The organism is Frankia sp. CeTa3Moorea, from assembly GCF_978021225.1.
The window spans coordinates 17,581-34,877 of the sequence record NZ_CDXDOR010000001.1 but is presented as its reverse complement, the minus strand read 5'-3'; the positions used below and the strand labels follow the sequence as shown (position 1 = coordinate 34,877).

The window sequence follows — 17,297 nt, the reverse complement described above, 5'->3', positions numbered from 1 at the left end:
CCGGCCTCCCGCACGTAGGCGACCCGCACCGACAGGAACACTGCCTTGGCACAACAGGTGGGCAGGTAATGTCGCCAGAAACCCCACCACTACCCACTGTCATGCCAGACAACACACCTATCTCACCGCCGGCGTGGGCGCCAGGTTGCCCGCGCCCGGTCCACCCACGTCTGCGACCCAAAGAAATCCCAGCATCCCTCGGCGGCACCCCCGCCGATCATCCGACTGGCGTCCACCCCCGCAACAACAGATCATCGTCGTATGACATCGGGCAATCGCGTTGAAGCAACGAAAGCGCACAACATTAAACAACGGCAACTCTCGGCGGGCCGTCAGGTCGGCTGCCCCAGGCAGCCGACCGGGTAGCCGAGCCGCGGAGAATCACGGCCGCCGACGGCCGATGGCCGGCGGCAGCGGCTGCTGACGGTGGAACCGGCGCCCAAGCCGGACTACCCCCAGACTAACCCCCCCGAGCTAACCCCGAGCTAACCCCGGACTAACCCCGTAGCGGGCTCGTGGAGGGCTCGTAGGGCTGCTTCCGCTGTACCCGGCTGTCCCCGTCATCCGTATTCCCGACCTGCCTACAGGGAACGGTGGTCCAGGGAAGCCGAGAATGTTCCCGGCCATGGCACACCTCCCGATGAGGGGACTAGAAGGGGTACCCCCGCTTCCGGTGTCGGACTACCCCGTAGGGGTGCGCATCCCTCGCGCTGGAACCGCGGCTGGAGTGCTCCGGAACGGGTGTCGGTCAACGACGCTGAAGGGACCGTTCCTCCTCGGTGCCGGGTTCATGGTCGGCTGGATGTCTGGATGTGCGGCTGGAGGTGCATTGTGATCGGTGCGGCGCGGTCGCCCGATCTTCCCGGCGCGCGGCGGTGGTATCACTGGATCGGTCCGACGAGACGGACTGACCTTCGATAAGCCGGACGAGAAGTGGTCGAGTGGTGATTGCCGTGCTAGCTGATACGCTTTTAACAGTTAGCGCCCGCCTGCTAGCTCGGCTGCCGGCTGGAGTTAGCGCGAGTGCGCGCTCACTCATCACTTGCTATAGCGGCACGCCTGCGCCGGTCGCGGCGCTTGGTCGGTTGGGGGCATGGTTGCGGTATGGAAAAAGGCTCCTCGGTTTCCTGCGGAGCCTTTCACGTACGCGTGGTGTCGGCGGCGTTGCGTCGCGCGACCACCGATCCGGGGTTCGGAGCGTTCCTGTGGGTGGTGCCGCGGACCCCCGTCAGCAGTCGTCGGCTCTCGGCCGGCGATCCGCGGCGGCCGACATCCCTCGGCTGATCGGGGTCAGTCAACCGGGACCTGCGCCGAAGCCCGTGCCGAAGCCCGCGCCGCGGTCTGGGCCGAATCCTGTGGCTCCCAGAGGGAGCTCGGATACGCCCGACGCAGTTCGGGAGCGATGTCGGCGGCGAACCACTCAAGCTGCTCGCGCTGCCAGTCCACCGGCAGTGAGTTGACGCCGATACCGGTGAGCTGCTGGCCGTACAGCTCGGTGAACCGCTGGATCTTGTCGAGTACCTGCTCGGGACTGCCAACGAGCGCCGAGCCGTGTTCGATGAACTCCTCGAGCTCCCAGAAGGGGGAGTTGTTGTGCGTGGCCGCGGGCGTCACCCGCTGGGCGTCCCAGAACGGGCGGTAGGCCTCCAGGGCCTCCTGCGAGGTCTTCCGGATCAGCAGGGCCGGGAAGCCACTGGCGACCAGCGGCTTCCCCGGATGGCCGTAGTGGGCCCATCGTTGCCGGTAGTGGTCGATGAGGTCCCGGTACCGCGCGATGCGGAAGAAACCGTTCGCCGAGTACAGCGGGTCGCCGTGACGCGCCGCGAGCTCCGTCGTCTGCAGACTGGTCGCGCTGCCGTGCCACACCCGGATCTTCGACTGGTACGGGCGCGGCTGGGTCGTCACGTCGACGAGCGGCGTGCGGTACCGCCCCGACCAGGTCACGTCCTCCTCCGACCAGAGCCGGCGCAGCAGCTCGTACTTTTCGGCAAGGACGTCCCATTGTTCCGAGGGGTCGAGCCCGAAGGTGGAGTAGTGCGGAGCGTGGTTGCCCTTCCCGACGACGAGATCGAGCCGTCCGCTGCTGAGATGGTCGAGCAGCGCGTATTCCTCCGCCACCCGGACCGGGTCGTGGATGCTGAGCACGGTCACGCCGGTGAGTAGCCGGACGCGACTGGTGCGGGCGGCCAGCGCGGTCAGCAGGACGGCGGGGGATGAACACAGGAACGGCGCGCCATGCCTCTCGCCGATTTGGTACGCATCGTAGCCAAGCTGCTCCACCAGCTCCGCCTGGGCGAGCACACTGGTCAGTTTGTCGTGCTGACTCATGACAACGCCCGTTTTCGGATCGGGTGAGTTGATGATCAGTGAGAGCGCGACAAACTTCATAGGTTTGACGATATCGATCGATAAGATCGACAACAGCCGAACCGCCGGATTGCCGGCGTCGAATCCCGCCCGCATGCCTCCGTCGGCGGGTCCGGCCGGAACAACCGGCATCGCGGCCTGGCTCCACCCCCGACGCCACGGCTACGGGACGCCGGACCGGGTGGCTACCGAGGGCATCCACGCCTGTTCCGGACGCTAAATGCAAATGCAGCGGCGTCCGGTGAAAGCGGGCGCTCAACAACAATGCGGGGCGCCGGGTAAATGCGGGGGCAGGCCGACAGTGCAGGTGCGTTCCGGCGAATGCAAGTGCGCTCCGCGAATGTGGGAGCCGTCCCGGTGATGCGGGACTCGATCGACGGTGCATCGTCCCATGGCGTTCAATGCCGAGCGCAACGGCGAGTTCAACGCCGAAGACGGCGGGCGGCGTTGGAAAACGCCGCCCGCCGTCCCGGTCCGTGCCGCCAGCCACGACTGTCCGCCACGACATGGCCACTTCCACTGGGCGATGGCATGGGTGAAGCGGGACAGCGCCGTCGCCACGATGACGCTTTGTCGCCGTCGTTCCCACGCCGTGGTTCGTGGCCATGATCAAACGTAGGCGTGACGACCACCGGTCGCTTAATGCAGCGGGCGCATGCAGTCCCGGCAGCGGTCGTTCAGAATCGAGAGGAGCTCGACAGCCTTGAGTGAGGCGTCGCGCACCTTCGCGATGTCCTGCGAGGAGTTCAGCCTGATCAGCGCGGATTCAGCTCCGTCGGAGGCGCCCTCCCGGACCGCCTCGACGATCTCTGCCGCCGGTGTGCCGAACTGGAAGAGCAGAACCTCTTTGTCCTGGTAGGACGGTAGTTCCGTGGGCAGGTGCCCGAGACCGATGCCGGCGAGGTTCCGGCTCAGGATCTGCCGCACGTTGGTACCCAACCGGCCATAGCCGCCGATCTCCCGCAGTGTCCCCATGTTGATCCGGAAGACACCGTTGTTGCCTACTACGGTCGCACGCAGGTCCTCCCACGTCCCCGGCGGGTCGGACGGCACGCCGACCATCTGCGTGTCCGTCATCTCTACCATCCCGACTGGCAACCCAAGTGCTCCACGTATACGCGAACCGACACGCCCAGCTCCTTCCGCTCTCCATAGGAAAGCACTGCGTGCTGCCAGGTCGGCGTCGCCCGGCGTCGCCCGGCGGAAAATAACTGTTATCCATAAGATAACCGACTCTCCGGGTGAGGTCCACCCACGACGGACCTTGTCGGTTTCGAAAAAGTTAATCCTGATGATCGGGATCGCGCGGCGGCCGGGAAGCTGCCAACATGAATGTGAGTCATCTTGTTCATCCGCCGTGACCAGCATCGATAGCGCCGACATCTGTACGTAACACGGCAGGTACCTCGCTGAAACTCTTGTTCGAATGTTCCGATAACATCTCATCTGCACGGGGCGTTTGCTGCCGTCATCTACACCGCTCCGGCGGATCGGGGGATCCCCGTAATCGGGCGATCTTCCTGGCGTACCGTGTGCTCCGGACCACTTCGGCGGCGCGCCCGGAGCTATGTGGGCGGCGCCACGAGGGAAAGTTTCCAGGAAAATTTTAATTAAAGATTTTTCCTTGCGAATATCCTTCGGGGTATCTTTCGGGAGAAGCTTCCAGTCATCCCGACGGAATACCTGTTAACGCCGAAGTTACCGGGGCTTGCAGGGCTGAAATAAACGGCTCCTAGTGTTCTTCGTGTCGCCACCGGACAAACGAAGAACCACTGTTCGGGGGCGAGCCCATGGCCTTCTGTTCTCGATCGACGGCTGGTGATGACAGTGCCCGGTCCCCGTTTTCCCAGCTCATCCACGCCTACGGTCGAGCCGGCCGCGCCGGTCAGGTTTTGCGACACCACCCTGCGCGACGGCGAGCAGGCGCCTGGGGTGGCATTCACCGCAGCCGAGAAACTTGCTATCGCCGCTGCTCTGGACGCCATCGGCGTACACCAGATCGAGGCCGGAATACCTGCCATGGGACCCGCCGAACGGGATGTCCTGCGGGAGATCCTCGCGACGCAGCCTCAGGCCGGCGTGGTGGCGTGGTGCCGGGCCGACCGCCGCGACATCGATGCCGCGGTGTCCTGCGGAATTGTCACTGCGCACCTAACCATTCCCGTCTCCGACCTGCATCTGAAGAGCAAGCTGGGCCGGGACCGGGGATGGGCGCGGCGCCGCATCCGCGATTGCGTCTTCGACGCGGCCGACCGCGGGCTGCGGTTCAGCGTCGGCCTGGAGGACGCCTCCCGCGCGGACGACAACTTCGTCATCGAGCTGGCCGGCGAGCTGCGCGAGTGGGGTGCCACCCGGATCCGCTGGGCCGACACGGTCGGTCTGCTGGACCCGGTCAGCGCCTATACCCGGCTCGGCCGGCTAGTCCAGGCGGTCCCGGGGGAGTGGGAGATCCACGCCCACGACGACTTCGGTCTGGCGACCGCGAACACCCTCGCCGCGGTTCAGGCCGGATTCACCTGGGTTAGCACCACGGTGCTGGGTCTGGGGGAGCGGGCCGGCAACGCCCCGCTGGAGGAGGTGGCGATGGCCCTGCGGCACCTGTTGAAGGTGCCGGTGGACCTGGACACCACCTCGTTCCGCAGGCTCGCGCGGATGGTGGCCCGGGCCGCCTGCCGCCCGCTGCCGGTGGGCAAGGCGGTGGTCGGTGAGTCAGTGTTCGCGCACGAGTCGGGGATCCACGTCCACGGCGTGCTGCGACACCCGTCGACCTACGAGCCGTTCGACCCCGCCGAAGTCGGCGGGCAACGGCGGCTCGCGTTCGGGAAGCACAGCGGCCGGGCCTCGGTGCGTCACGCGCTGGCCCAGTACGGCATCACCGCCGACGACAGCGAGATCGAGCCGCTGCTTGAGCGGGTCCGGGCCACGGCGACCCAGACGAAGCGCGGCCTGCACGGCCGTGACTTCCAGGAACTTCTCGGGCGGGCCGAAGTGCCGGCCCCCCGAGTGGAGGCCCCGCCGTCCTAGGCCTGGTCCGGCAGGGACCGGACCCGGCTGGCAGACGCAACGGGGTCGATCAACAACTAACGGTTGTGCCGATGTCCTGGCCAAACCCGGCCGGCGGCACGACTCCAGCCCAGGGGCCCAGCGGCCCGACCTGCCCGATCGGCGTGGTCGTGGCACCGGTGCCCCCTGTGCTGGGCAACCGTTCCGAGGAGGAACACCGCATGCGCCAGATCGCGTTCTACGGCAAGGGTGGTATCGGAAAGTCCACCACCCAGCAGAACACCATGGCGGCGATGGCCGAGATGGGCAAGAAGGTCATGATCGTTGGCTGCGACCCCAAGGCCGACTCGACCCGGCTCATCCTGCACTCCAAGGCCCAGACCTCCGTCATTCAGCTGGCCGCCGAGAAGGGCTCGGTCGAGGACCTGGAGCTCGACGAGGTCCTGGTCGAGGGCCAGTGGGGCATCAGGTGCGTCGAGTCCGGCGGCCCGGAGCCCGGTGTGGGCTGCGCCGGCCGCGGTGTCATCACCTCCATCAGCTACCTGGAGGAAGCCGGCGCCTACGAGGACCTCGATTTCGTCACCTACGACGTCCTCGGTGACGTCGTCTGCGGCGGGTTCGCGATGCCGATCCGCCAGGGCAAGGCGCAGGAGATCTACATTGTCACCTCCGGCGAGATGATGGCGATGTACGCGGCGAACAACATCGCCCGAGGCATCCTCAAGTACGCGCACTCCGGCGGTGTCCGGCTCGGCGGGCTCATCTGCAACAGCCGTAACACCGACCGCGAGGACGAGCTGATCATTGAGCTCGCCCGCCGGCTCAACACCCAGATGATCCACTTCATCCCGCGTAACAACGTCGTGCAGCACGCCGAGCTGCGCCGGATGACGGTCATCGAGTACGACCCGAAGAACGAGCAGGCCGACCAGTATCGGCAGCTCGCCAAGAAGATCGTCGACAACGACATGAAGACCATCCCGACGCCGATCACCATGGACGAGCTCGAGGAGCTCCTCATCGAGTTCGGGATCATGGAGCAGGAGGACGAGACCATCATCGGCAAGGCCGCCGCTGTCGCCTGACCCTGTCACCTGCTCCGACTCCGTCGAGGATGAGGTCCCGACCATGACGACGACGCCGGCACCTATCAAGGCCGAGACCGAGGCGATGATCGCCGAGGTGCTGTCGAACTACCCCGCGAAGACGGCCAAGTTCCGGGCCAAGCACCTCAAGGCCAACGACCCCGATGGGTCGAAGGAGTGCGAGGTCAAGTCCAACATCAAATCCCGCCCGGGGGTCATGACGATCCGCGGCTGCGCCTACGCCGGTTCCAAGGGCGTGGTGTGGGGCCCGGTCAAGGACATCGTCAACATCAGCCACGGCCCGGTCGGCTGTGGCCAGTACTCCTGGGCCACCCGGCGCAACTACGCCCGCGGCCCCTGGGGTGTGAACAACTTTGCCGCGATGCAGTTCACGACCGACTTCCAGGAGAAGGACATCGTCTTCGGCGGTGACCCGAAGCTAGAGACGGTCTGCGACGAGATCACCGAGCTGTTCCCGCTGGCCAAGGGGATCTCGGTCCAGTCCGAGTGCCCGATTGGTCTGATCGGCGATGACATCGAGGCGGTCTCCCGCAAGGCCTCGAAGAAGCTCGAGCTGCCAGTCGTCCCGGTGCGCTGCGAGGGGTTCCGCGGGGTCAGCCAGTCCCTCGGCCACCACATTGCCAACGACGCGGTCCGCGACCACGTGCTGGGCACCGGCGGGAACACCTTCAAGCAGACGCCGTATGACGTCGCGCTCATCGGCGACTACAACATCGGCGGCGACGCCTGGGCCTCCCGGAAGATCCTGGAGGAGATGGGCCTGCGGGTCATCGCCCAGTGGTCCGGTGACGGCACGATCAACGAGATGGCCTCGACGCACCTGTCGAAGCTGAACCTGATCCACTGCTACCGGTCGATGAACTACATCTGCACAACCATGGAGGAGCGCTACGGCACTCCGTGGACCGAGTTCAACTTCTTCGGTCCCACCAAGATCGTCGATTCGATGCGGAAGATCGCGGCTTTCTTCGACGACGAGATCAAGCAGAAGACCGAGGCGGCGATCGCCCGCTACCAGGTCCGATTCGACGAGATCACGAACGCCTTCCGGCCGCGCCTGGAAGGCAAGCGGGTCATGCTCGCGGTCGGCGGACTACGGCCCCGGCACACCATCGGTGCCTACGAGGACCTCGGCATGGAGGTCGTCGGCACCGGCTACGAGTTCGCGCACAAGGACGACTACACCCGCACCTACCCCGCTCTCGCGGAGGGCGTGGTCCTCTACGACGACCCGACGGCCTTCGAGCTGGAGGAGTTCGCCAAGCGGCTCAAGCCGGACCTGATGGGCGCGGGCGTCAAGGAGAAGTACGTCTTCCACAAGATGGGCGTCCCGTTCCGCCAGATGCACTCCTGGGACTACTCCGGGCCATACCACGGCGTGGACGGCTTCGCGGTCTTCGCCCGTGACATGGACATTGCGATCAACAGCCCGACCTGGGACCTCCTGGAGACCCCCTGGTCGAAGGCCGGAGAGGTGTTCTGACCGGCCGGTCCGGCTCCCGCCGGCGGCAGCCGGCAGTCATCAGCCACGGTAGAAGGGAGGATGTCCGGTGACGACGACTCCGGAAACAAACAGTTCCGTCCCGCTGCGGGTCCTCGACCACAGCGAGCTGTTCAAGGACGAGGTCTACCAGGAGCAGTTCGAGGGCAAGCGCGAGTTCGAGAACGGCAGCGACGCCGCCGAGGTCGCCCGGGTCCTGGAGTGGACCCGCGGCTGGGAGTACCGGGAGAAGAACTTCGCCCGGGAGGCGCTGACCGTCAACCCGGCCAAGGCGTGCCAGCCGCTCGGCGCGGTCCTGGCGGGCCTCGGCTTCGAGGGCACCATGCCCCTGGTGCACGGCTCGCAGGGCTGCGTCGCCTACTTCCGCAGCCACTTCGCCCGGCACTTCAAGGAGCCCGTCCCGGCGGCATCCTCGTCGATGACCGAAGACGCCGCCGTCTTCGGCGGGCTGAACAACCTGGTCGAGGCGCTCGAGAACGCGACCACCCTGTACAAGCCCAAGATGGTCGCGGTCAGCACCACCTGCATGGCCGAGGTGATCGGGGAGGACCTGTTCGCCTACATCGGCGCGGCGCGGGACAGGGGCGCGATCTCCGCCGACTACCCGGTGCCGTACGCGCACACGCCGAGCTTCGTGGGCTCACACCTCACCGGCTACGACAGCATGCTCAAGGGCATCCTGGACCTCCTGGGCAAGACGGCGGACGCCGACAAGGTCGAGTCCCCCGGGAAGCCCCGGCTGAACATCGTGCCCGGCTTCGAGACCTACGTCGGCAACCACCGCGAGTACCGCCGCATCCTCGAGCTGATGGGTGTCGACCCCCTGATCCTGGGCGACCACAGCAGCTCCCTGGACTCGCCGGCGACGGGTGAGTACGAGCTCTACCCAGGTGGTACCCCGCTCGCCGAGGCCGCCACGGCTCGGTTCAGTCGCGCTACCGTGATGCTTCAGGAGACCACCACCCGCAAGACGATGGAGTTCGTCCGGGACGGGTGGAAGCAGGAGACGGTGGTGCTCGAGACCCCCATCGGGGTGAAGAACACCGACCGCTTCCTGACCGAGGTGGCCCGCCTGGCGGAGGTCGAGATCCCGGCCGAGCTCACCGCCGAGCGTGGCCGCCTGGTGGACGCGCTCACCGACTCGCATGCCTATCTGCACGGCAAGCGGGTCGCCATCGCGGGTGACCCTGACCTCGTCATCGCGATGACCGGCTTCGCCCTCGAACTCGGGATGATCCCGGTCCACCTGCTGAGCACGAACGCCGACAACTCCTTCGCGCCCAGGCTGGAGAAGGTCCTCTCGACCAGCAAGTTCGGCGAGGCGGCGACCGTCTGGCCGGGCAAGGACCTCTGGCACCTGCGGTCGCTGGTCTTTACCGAGCCGGTCGACCTGCTCGTCGGGAGCTCGTACCTGAAGTACATCTCCCGGGAGGCGAACGTGCCGCTGGTCCGGGTCGGTTTTCCGATCTTCGATCGGCACCACCTGCACCGCTTCCCGATCGTCGGCTACACCGGCGGTCTGCACCTGCTCACCCAGCTCGTCAACACGGTGCTCGACGAGCTGGACCGCACCAGCCCCGACCACAGCTTCGACGTCGTCCGCTGAGCGTCCGACCGGGCACAGCTGTGGTCGGTCCGGCCCCCGGCCGGATCTGAACGTGGTCGGCCGGCCGCGCCCACCGCGCTCCCTGCGACCGGCCGACCACCCCGCCGTGGGGTCGATCGATCACCTCCCGGATCGATCGACCCCTCGCCCCCGTCCCACCTCTTTCAAGAACCGTGCCCGTAGAACCGCGTCCTTCCGAGGATGGCCCATGGCAGCCACAGAACGCGTCGCGCTGTTCACCGAACCGGCCTGTAACCACAACAACGCCAAGACCACCAAGGCCCGCAAGGCGGGTTGTCCCAAACCCAAGCCCGGGGGCACTTCCGGAGGTTGCGCCTTCGACGGAGCCATGATCACCCTCGTCCCGATCGCCGACTGCGCTCACGTGGTCCACGGCCCGATCGGCTGCGCGGGCAACTCGTGGGACGGCCGGGGCAGCCTGTCGTCCGGGCCGGTGCTCTACCGGCACGGCTTCACCACCGACATGGCCGAGAACGACGTGGTGCTCGGGGGGGAACAGCGCCTGTTCGACACCATCCTGGAGGTCGTCGAGCGGCACTCGCCGCCAGCGGTCTTCGTCTATTCGACCTGCGTCACCGCGATGATCGGAGACGATCTTGACGCGGTGTGCGCGGCGGCGGCCGCCGAGTCCGGGGTGCCGGTGATCCCGATCCACTCGCCCGGGTTCGTCGGCAGCAAGAACCTCGGCAACCGGCTCGCCGGCCAGGCCCTGCTCGACCACGTGATCGGCACCGTCGAGCCGGAGCTCACCACCGACCGGGACGTCAACCTGATCGGTGAGTACAACATCGCCGGGGAGTTGTGGGACGTCCTGCCGCTGCTGTCCCGGCTGGGCCTCCGGGTGCAGGCGTGCATCAGCGGTGATGCCCGCTACCGTGACGTCGCCGCGGCCCATCGGGCCAGGGCGACGATGGTGGTCTGCTCGCGCGCGCTGCTCGGACTCGCCCGTGGCCTGCAGGAACGTTACGGGATCCCGTGGTTCGAGGGCAGCTTCTACGGCACCCGGGCGATGGGCGACACCCTGCGCGGCTTCGCCCGCCTGCTCGAGGACGACGAGCTCTCCCGCCGCACGGAGGAGCTCATCGCTGTCGAGGAGGCGGCCGTCGCCGTCGCACTTGAGCCGTACCGGCGCAGGCTCGCCGGGCGCAAGGCGGTGCTCTACACCGGCGGGGTCAAGAGCTGGTCGATCGTGTCCGCGCTGCAGGACCTCGGCATCGAGGTGGTCGGCAGCGGCATCACCAAGAGCTCCGACGGCGACGTGGACAAGATCCGCGAGCTGCTCGGCGACGCAAAGATGATCAAAGAGGGCAGTCCGCGCGAGCTGCTGCGGGTCGCCGAGCAGACCGGGGCGGACATCCTCGTCGCCGGCGGCCGCAACCAGTACACCGCGCTGAAGGGCCGGCTGCCGTTCCTCGATATCAACCAGGAGCGGCACATCCCCTACGCCGGCTACACCGGGATGGTCGAGCTCGCCCGGCGCCTCGACCTGGCGATCGCGAGCCCGGTCTGGGAGCAGGTCAGCCGGCCCGCTCCCTGGGACCTGGTTGGAGCCCGCTGATGGCCGAGGTCGTGACCGGAGAGCGGCAGGCGGCGATTGACCCGCTCAAGCACAGCCAGCCGCTCGGGGGTGCGCTGGTCTTCCTGGGCCTCGCCGGCTCGCTGCCGATCATGCATGGTGCGCAGGGGTGCGCGTCGTTCGCCAAGGCCCTGCTCACCCGGCATTTCAACGAGCCGATCCCGCTGCAGACCACCGCGATCACCGAGGTGACCGCGGTCCTCGGCAGTGGTGAGGCGATGGTGGAGACGCTCGATGCCATCCGGAAGAAGCAGCGGCCGGAGATCATCGGCCTGCTCACCACAGGAGTCACCGAGGTCAGCGGCGAAGATGTCGGCGGCCAGCTGCGCAAGTACCTCTCGGCCTGGGACGAGACCGACTCGAGCGGGCCGGAGGCGGGGGCGAACGACTCTGCCCCCGGCGGGGCCCCGCTGATCGTCGGGGTCTCCACTCCGGACTTCATCGGTGGGCTGTCCGACGGCTGGTCGGCCGCGTTGGAGGCGCTGGTCCGAGCGGTGGTGCCGGCAGAGTATTCCGAAACGGAGCCTTCCGGAGCGGATTATTCTACCGGGCGCACCGCCTTCATCGCGGCCAGCGCTCCCGTAACGCATCTCACTACCGCTGGGTCCGCCGAGGCTGCTGGGTCCGCCAGGTCCCTGGGGTCCGCCGCCCGGCGGGTGGCGGCGGCGGACGATGGCGATCTGGATCCGCGCCAGCTCGCGGTCCTGGTCGGCCCATCCCTGACGGCGGCCGACCTCGACGAGCTCGGTGAGCTGATTCGCGCGTTCGGGCTCAACCCGGTACTCGTCCCCGACCTGTCCGGATCGGTGGACGGGCACCTGGCCCCCGCCTGGCAGCCCACGACGACCGGCGGCACCGGGCTCGCGCGGCTGCGGGCGCTCGGTCGGTCGCGGGCCGTGCTCGTCGCGGGTGCGACCGCGGCGGCGGCCGGTGACCTGCTCGCCGCCCGGACCGGCGCCCGGATCCTCCGCCACCGTCATCTCAGCGGGCTGACGGAGGTGGACGCCCTGGTCACCGAGCTGATCGAACTCACCGGAGCGTCCGCGCCGACCCGGGTCCGGCAGGCCCGGGCCCGGCTCGCCGACGGTCTGCTCGATACGCACTTCGTCCTCGGTGGCGCCCGGGTCGCGCTGGCAATGGAGCCGGAGACCCTGGTCGCCGTCGGTTCCCTGCTGCACGACGTCGGGGCCGAGGTCGTGGCGGCGGTGTCCCCGACCGCCGCGCCGGTCCTCGCGGACGCGCCCTGGGACGAGGTCGTCGTCGGCGATCTGACCGACCTTGCCGAACGGGCCCGGGCGGGCGGTGCGCACCTCGTCCTCGGTTCCAGCCATGCCCGCGAGGTCGCCGACCGGATCGGTGCCGCGCACCTGCCCGTCGGCTTCCCGATCTTCGATCGGCTCGGCGCGGCGCTGGCCGGTACCGCCGGGTACGCCGGAAGCCTGCGCCTGCTCATCGAAGCCGCGAATCGTCTACTCGATCACGAGCACGTGCACCGCCGTCCCGGGCGGAGGTTCTCCGTGCCCGGCGCGGATGGGCAGCCCGCCCACCGGGCCGAGATCCCCACCCAGCCCGGCTCCGCGGGTGAACCCGATCAACTCGACAACCTGTTCCAGGAGTCTCCGTGTTGAAGATCGCCTTCGCGACCAGCGACGGCACCGCTGTGGATCAGCATTTCGGGTGGTGCCAACGGTTCGACGTGTACGAGGTCGGCCCCGAGGGATCCAGGTTCCTGGAGACCCGCGCGCTCGACGCGGCGCCGACGGACGAACAGGACAAGATCGAATCTAGGCTCGCCGCGGTCTCGGACTGCGCGATCCTCAACATCAGTGACATCGGCGGGACGGCCGCGGCGAAGGTGGTGAAGGCCCGGATTCACCCGGTGAAGGTGGTCAAGGGCACCGCCATCCCCGAGCTGCTCCGCCGCTACACCTCGACGCTGGCCGGCAATCCGCCGCCCTGGCTGCGCAAGGTGCTGCGGTCCCACGAGCCGCAGCCGGCGGCGACCTGGACCCGCGGCGGTGCCACGGCCCTGAAGCCCAAGGGGGACGCGGCATGACCGCGAAGACCGGTTTCCTCGGCGACCTGGTCGACCAGCTGCGCGCCGGGGACACCTACGGCCAACTGGAACGGTTCTCCGACGAGGACCTGCTCCGCCCGTTCATCGTCACTCGGGAGCAGCGCCGCGAGATCGCGGTGAACTGCGACATCGACGCCGCCGTAGAGGGCCGGGTGCGCTCCTTTTACCAGGCGGTCGCGGCGGCCACCGAGAAGGCGACCGGGGCGTTCACCACCACCGTGCTCGACCTCAGTCACGAGGGGTTCGGGCGCGTGATCATTTGCGCCGGGCGGCTCGTCGTCCTCTCCGACGCGCTGCGGGACGTGCAGCGGTTCGGCTTCGGCTCCATGGACGAGCTCTCCGCCCGGGGCGAGTCGCTGGTGACCGGTGCGACCAAGCAGATCGAACGATGGAACGAGGTGGCCCGCGATGACTCCTGACGCCCAAGCCGCCGACACCCCGGCCGGGGGCGCCCCGGCCGACACCGAGCTGCGGCTGCGCAAGCTTCGTAGCCGGGCCTCCCAGCTCAAGCTCGACCTGCACGACCTCGCCGAGGACCTCCCGATCGGCTGGGAGGGCCTGCTCGACGTCGCCCGCCGGACCTACGACGCCTATGCGGAGATCGCCCTCCTCGAGGGCCTGCTCGAGAAGGAGACATCGCGATGAGCGTGAGCACGGCCGCCGGCCAGCTGGCGGACTTCCGCCGCTGTTCCACCGCCGAGGAGTACTTCACCCTGCTAGACGTCGACTACGACCCGCGGGTCCTGGCCGTCAACCGGCTGCACATCCTCCGGTACTTCGCCAACCAGCTGGTCGAGCTGCACAACACCCGGACCGAGGTCGGGAACCCGGTGGAGCTGCTGCGGGAGTACCGCGACGCGCTTGTCCGCTCTTACCAGGCCTTCACCACCGCCTCCGCCCTGGACCATCGCCTGTTCAAGGTGCTGCAGGACCGCGCGCCGCAGGAGTCGTTCGTGCCCGCGTCGTCGATCACCGTCGAGCGGCTGGCCCCGACGGTGCCCCAGCCGTCGGCGCCGTCCGACCCGGTGGAGCCGTCCCAGTCCGCCTGGCCGCACCACGCCGCCGCGTCCGCCGACTACTTGGGTGGAACCCGATGAACAGTACCTACGACGTCGGCGACATCGTGGTCGCCGTCAAGGCATTGCGTAACGACGGCACGTACCCGGACCCGGCGATCGCTGTCGGTGAGATCCTCGTCGAGGCCGGCACCCGTGGCCAGGTCATCAACGTCGGCCTCTACCTGCAGGAACATATCGTGTACGCGGTGGCGTTCGACCACGGCCGCATCGTCGGCGCGCTGGAACGTGAGCTCGTCTCCCCCGAGCAGTGGCAGCAGGCGGCGGCTGTCGCCGCCGGCACCGCCGCACCCGCCGCGGCGACCACCGCGACCACCTCTGCGACCGCTCCGGCGACCGGCACGGCGACCGCCCGGGGGAAGGAAGGGCGGTCGTGAAGGCAACCCCCGTCAGCCTGCCGGTGCTGCCCACCGACCTGGCAGGCGAGATCCCCCGGCAGGCCACCGGGCTGGCACCCGACACCGCCGCCGGCTGCGCGAGCAAGTCCAGCTGTGGCACCAGCGCTCCGGTGCGGGATCCGGAGATTGCGGAGAAGATCGCCAACCATCCCTGTTACAGCGCCGAGGCCCACCAGTACTACGCCCGGATGCACGTGGCGGTCGCCCCGGGTTGCAACATCCAGTGCAACTACTGCAACCGCAAGTTCGACTGCGCCAACGAGAGCCGTCCCGGCGTCACCAGCACCCTGCTGTCCCCCGAGGATGCCCTCGCCAAGGTCAAGCTGGTGGCCAGCGAGATCAAGCAGATGAGCGTGCTGGGGATCGCCGGTCCCGGCGACCCACTGGCGAACCCGAAGCCGACCTTCCGGACGATGGAACTGGTGGCCCGGGACTGCCCGGACATCAAGCTCTGCCTGTCCACCAACGGGCTGACCCTGCCGGACCACGTCGACCGCATCGCCGAGCTGAACGTCGACCACGTCACCATCACGATTAACATGATCGACCCCGAGGCCGGGGAGCGGATCTACCCGTGGATCGCCTTCCGCGGCAAGCGGTACACCGGCCGGGAGGCGTCCCGGATCCTCTCCGAGCGCCAGCTCGAGGGCCTGGCGATGCTCACCGAGCGGAAGATCCTCTGCAAGGTCAACTCGGTGATGATCCCCGGGGTCAACGATGACCACCTCGTCGAGGTCTCCCGGAAGGTCAAGGAGCTCGGTGCCTTCCTGCACAACGTGATGCCGCTGGTGTCGGCGCCCGAGCACGGCACCCACTTCGGCCTGACCGGGCAGCGCGGCCCCACCCCGCAGGAGCTCAAGGCGCTGCAGGACCGCTGCGAGCAGGACGACGGCGCCGAGATGAACATGATGCGGCACTGCCGGCAGTGCCGCGCCGACGCCGTCGGCCTGCTCGGTGAGGACCGGGGTGAGGAGTTCACCCCCGAGGCGTTCCGTGGCCGTGAGATCGACTACGACCTCGAAGGCCGCCGGCAGACGCACAGCGAGATCGAACGGTGGCGCTCCGAGGTTGCTGCCACCCGGGGAGCGCTGAACATCTCGACCGGCGCGGTCATTCCCTCCGGCCCGGGCGCATCCCCCGATGAGGGCACCCCGGCCGAGGCCCGCCCGGGGAACGCCCGCCCGGAGGACGTCGTGCTCGTCGCTGTCGCGACCAAGGGCAGCGGCGTGGTGAACCAGCACTTCGGTCACGCGACCGAGTTCTGGATCTACGAGGGGGGTCCGGGCTGGGCCCGGCTCGTGCAGACCCGCGACGTGGACCGCTACTGCAACGGCCCGTCGGACTGCGACGAGGACGCCTCCAAGCTCGACAAGACGGTCGCGATGCTGTCCGACTGCGCAGCGGTGTTGTGCAGCAAGATCGGCCTCGGGCCGCGCGAGGCGCTCGAGAACGCCGGGATCGAACCGGTGGAGCTCTACGACCTGATCGAGAAGGCGGTGGCCGAGGTCGGCTCCCGCCTTGTTGCACATCGTGCCGAAGCGGAGGTTGCCGTCCGATGAGCGCCACCACCCCCACCGTCGAACTGACCGACCGGGCCGTGAAGCAGGTCCGTCACCTGCTCGCCTCGACTCCCGGCACGAGCGGGTTCAGCCTGCGGATCGGCGTCGACCCCGGTGGCTGCGCCGGCTTCATCTACAACCTGGCGCTCGTCCCCGGCGCCGAGGCCGAGGACGTCGTCGTCGGCCAGGACGGCTTCGACGTCGTCGTCCACTCGTCGATGGTTCACCTGCTGCGCGGGCTGCGCGTGGACTACACCGAGACGCTGACCTCCTCCGGGTTCACCTTCCATAACCCGAACGCGACCAGCTCCTGCGGCTGCGGGACGTCCTTCGGTGCCTCGGACTCCACCGAGCGCACCGCCGCGGACGCCCGCCTGCGCGAGCAGGTCGAAGAGATCATGGAGGAGATCCGGCCCTTCCTGCGGGGAGACGGCGGGGACGCCGAGGTCATCGCGACCCTCGCCGGCAACGGCGAGCCCGGGACGGCGGAGGTGCACCTGCGCCTTACCGGAGCCTGCGGCGGGTGCTCCAGCGCCACCGCGACCCTGACCGGCGTCATCGAGAGCCGGTTGAAGGAGGCCCTGCCCGAGATCGGCCGGGTCGCGCTGGTGTCCTGACAGCGCACTACTTGATCACCTGTTCGGCCTAACCCGGGGAGCGCCCGATGGTCACCGCCCGATTCCGTTCCCACCCGCGTCTGCTGGGGTCCATCTGCGCTGGGCCGCCGGCACCGTACCCATCCCGTCGGCAGGCGCCGTCCGTCTTCGACCCGAATCGACGGTACGAGCGGCAGTTGGGTATCCCGGGCTTCGGAGTGTCCGCTCAGCGGCGGCTCAGCGGCGCGACCGTCCTGGTGGCGGGGGTAGGCGGGGTCGGCGGAGCGGCGGCGACCTACCTGGCCGCCGCCGGCATCGGCCGGCTGATCCTGGTCCATCCGGGCGTTCTGGAGGAGCCGGACCTCAACCGGCAGACCCTGATGCGGCCCGACCGGGTGGGCGACGCCCGGG

17 protein-coding genes are annotated in these 17,297 nt (G+C 68.3%); 15 read left to right on the top strand and 2 right to left on the bottom strand.

Annotation, left to right across the window (positions count from 1 at the left end; genetic code table 11):
- Positions 1-1,290: 1,290 nt before the first annotated feature.
- Entirely contained in the window at positions 1,291-2,388 is a 1,098-nt protein-coding gene (locus AC08OV_RS00170; protein WP_476613575.1) for an LLM class flavin-dependent oxidoreductase, read from the bottom strand.
- A 370-nt stretch (positions 2,389-2,758) separates the two neighbouring features.
- On the opposite strand from AC08OV_RS00170, the gene AC08OV_RS00165 reads away from it, so the two are divergent.
- Complete coding sequence (locus AC08OV_RS00165; protein ID WP_476613574.1) at positions 2,759-2,986, top strand: hypothetical protein; 228 nt, start codon at positions 2,759-2,761, stop codon at positions 2,984-2,986.
- Positions 2,987-3,006: 20 nt separating this feature from the next.
- Here AC08OV_RS00165 and AC08OV_RS00160 read toward each other — a convergent pair whose 3' ends face one another.
- Positions 3,007-3,444, bottom strand: a complete 438-nt coding sequence (locus AC08OV_RS00160; protein ID WP_476593150.1) for a hypothetical protein — start codon at positions 3,442-3,444, stop codon at positions 3,007-3,009.
- Positions 3,445-4,188: 744 nt separating this feature from the next.
- Between AC08OV_RS00160 and nifV the strand changes: the two genes are divergently transcribed.
- The 14 genes from nifV to AC08OV_RS00090 all read left to right on the top strand — a co-directional run.
- Positions 4,189-5,391 carry a homocitrate synthase gene (gene nifV, locus AC08OV_RS00155; RefSeq protein ID WP_476613573.1) on the top strand — a complete coding sequence of 401 codons (1,203 nt, stop codon included), beginning with the start codon at positions 4,189-4,191 and terminating at the stop codon, positions 5,389-5,391.
- Positions 5,392-5,591: 200 nt separating this feature from the next.
- Positions 5,592-6,455 carry a nitrogenase iron protein gene (nifH, locus tag AC08OV_RS00150; protein ID WP_476613576.1) on the top strand — a complete coding sequence of 288 codons (864 nt, stop codon included), beginning with the start codon at positions 5,592-5,594 and terminating at the stop codon, positions 6,453-6,455.
- Between the two features lie 43 nt (positions 6,456-6,498).
- The gene (gene nifD, locus AC08OV_RS00145) at positions 6,499-7,959 is read left to right on the top strand and encodes a nitrogenase molybdenum-iron protein alpha chain (RefSeq protein WP_462186746.1); all 1,461 of its coding nucleotides are present in this window, start codon (positions 6,499-6,501) and stop codon (positions 7,957-7,959) included.
- Between the two features lie 67 nt (positions 7,960-8,026).
- On the top strand, positions 8,027-9,583 hold the full coding sequence (gene nifK / locus AC08OV_RS00140) for a nitrogenase molybdenum-iron protein subunit beta (RefSeq protein ID WP_476613572.1): 1,557 nt from the start codon (positions 8,027-8,029) through the stop codon (positions 9,581-9,583).
- A gap of 208 nt (positions 9,584-9,791) precedes the next feature.
- On the top strand, positions 9,792-11,162 hold the full coding sequence (gene nifE / locus AC08OV_RS00135; protein WP_476613571.1) for a nitrogenase iron-molybdenum cofactor biosynthesis protein NifE: 1,371 nt from the start codon (positions 9,792-9,794) through the stop codon (positions 11,160-11,162).
- Positions 11,162-12,808 (top strand): nitrogenase component 1, encoded by a 1,647-nt coding sequence (locus tag AC08OV_RS00130; protein WP_476613570.1) that lies wholly within the window; start codon positions 11,162-11,164, stop codon positions 12,806-12,808. Before nifE ends, AC08OV_RS00130 begins: the two co-directional genes overlap by 1 nt.
- On the top strand, positions 12,802-13,236 hold the full coding sequence (nifX, locus tag AC08OV_RS00125; protein WP_462202828.1) for a nitrogen fixation protein NifX: 435 nt from the start codon (positions 12,802-12,804) through the stop codon (positions 13,234-13,236). Before AC08OV_RS00130 ends, nifX begins: the two co-directional genes overlap by 7 nt.
- A complete protein-coding gene (locus tag AC08OV_RS00120; RefSeq protein WP_011438836.1) occupies positions 13,233-13,676 on the top strand; it encodes a NifX-associated nitrogen fixation protein in 444 nt (147 codons plus the stop codon). Before nifX ends, AC08OV_RS00120 begins: the two co-directional genes overlap by 4 nt.
- The gene (locus tag AC08OV_RS00115; RefSeq protein WP_462186740.1) at positions 13,666-13,902 is read left to right on the top strand and encodes a CCE_0567 family metalloprotein; all 237 of its coding nucleotides are present in this window, start codon (positions 13,666-13,668) and stop codon (positions 13,900-13,902) included. The genes AC08OV_RS00120 and AC08OV_RS00115 overlap by 11 nt, the downstream gene beginning before the upstream one ends.
- Positions 13,899-14,354: a nitrogenase-stabilizing/protective protein NifW gene (gene nifW, locus AC08OV_RS00110; RefSeq protein WP_476613569.1), complete on the top strand. Its 456-nt coding sequence runs from the start codon at positions 13,899-13,901 to the stop codon at positions 14,352-14,354. The genes AC08OV_RS00115 and nifW overlap by 4 nt, the downstream gene beginning before the upstream one ends.
- On the top strand, positions 14,351-14,710 hold the full coding sequence (locus AC08OV_RS00105; RefSeq protein WP_476613568.1) for a nitrogen fixation protein NifZ: 360 nt from the start codon (positions 14,351-14,353) through the stop codon (positions 14,708-14,710). The genes nifW and AC08OV_RS00105 overlap by 4 nt, the downstream gene beginning before the upstream one ends.
- On the top strand, positions 14,707-16,290 hold the full coding sequence (gene nifB / locus AC08OV_RS00100) for a nitrogenase cofactor biosynthesis protein NifB (RefSeq protein WP_476613567.1): 1,584 nt from the start codon (positions 14,707-14,709) through the stop codon (positions 16,288-16,290). Before AC08OV_RS00105 ends, nifB begins: the two co-directional genes overlap by 4 nt.
- Positions 16,287-16,907 (top strand): iron-sulfur cluster assembly accessory protein, encoded by a 621-nt coding sequence (locus AC08OV_RS00095; protein WP_462202825.1) that lies wholly within the window; start codon positions 16,287-16,289, stop codon positions 16,905-16,907. Before nifB ends, AC08OV_RS00095 begins: the two co-directional genes overlap by 4 nt.
- 47 nt (positions 16,908-16,954) lie before the next feature.
- Positions 16,955-17,297, top strand: a 343-nt coding sequence (locus AC08OV_RS00090; RefSeq protein ID WP_476619108.1) for a ThiF family adenylyltransferase, incomplete at its 3' end; no start/stop codon positions are given.

Coding starts and splice junctions, on each gene's coding strand:
- AC08OV_RS00170 (WP_476613575.1), bottom strand. CDS start 2,388: ATGAAGTTTGTCGCGCTCTCACTGATCATCAACTCACCCGATCCGAAA.
- AC08OV_RS00165 (WP_476613574.1), top strand. CDS start 2,759: ATGGCGTTCAATGCCGAGCGCAACGGCGAGTTCAACGCCGAAGACGGC.
- AC08OV_RS00160 (WP_476593150.1), bottom strand. CDS start 3,444: ATGACGGACACGCAGATGGTCGGCGTGCCGTCCGACCCGCCGGGGACG.
- nifV (WP_476613573.1), top strand. CDS start 4,189: ATGACAGTGCCCGGTCCCCGTTTTCCCAGCTCATCCACGCCTACGGTC.
- nifH (WP_476613576.1), top strand. CDS start 5,592: ATGCGCCAGATCGCGTTCTACGGCAAGGGTGGTATCGGAAAGTCCACC.
- nifD (WP_462186746.1), top strand. CDS start 6,499: ATGACGACGACGCCGGCACCTATCAAGGCCGAGACCGAGGCGATGATC.
- nifE (WP_476613571.1), top strand. CDS start 9,792: ATGGCAGCCACAGAACGCGTCGCGCTGTTCACCGAACCGGCCTGTAAC.
- AC08OV_RS00130 (WP_476613570.1), top strand. CDS start 11,162: ATGGCCGAGGTCGTGACCGGAGAGCGGCAGGCGGCGATTGACCCGCTC.
- AC08OV_RS00120 (WP_011438836.1), top strand. CDS start 13,233: ATGACCGCGAAGACCGGTTTCCTCGGCGACCTGGTCGACCAGCTGCGC.
- AC08OV_RS00115 (WP_462186740.1), top strand. CDS start 13,666: ATGACTCCTGACGCCCAAGCCGCCGACACCCCGGCCGGGGGCGCCCCG.
- nifW (WP_476613569.1), top strand. CDS start 13,899: ATGAGCGTGAGCACGGCCGCCGGCCAGCTGGCGGACTTCCGCCGCTGT.
- AC08OV_RS00105 (WP_476613568.1), top strand. CDS start 14,351: ATGAACAGTACCTACGACGTCGGCGACATCGTGGTCGCCGTCAAGGCA.
- AC08OV_RS00095 (WP_462202825.1), top strand. CDS start 16,287: ATGAGCGCCACCACCCCCACCGTCGAACTGACCGACCGGGCCGTGAAG.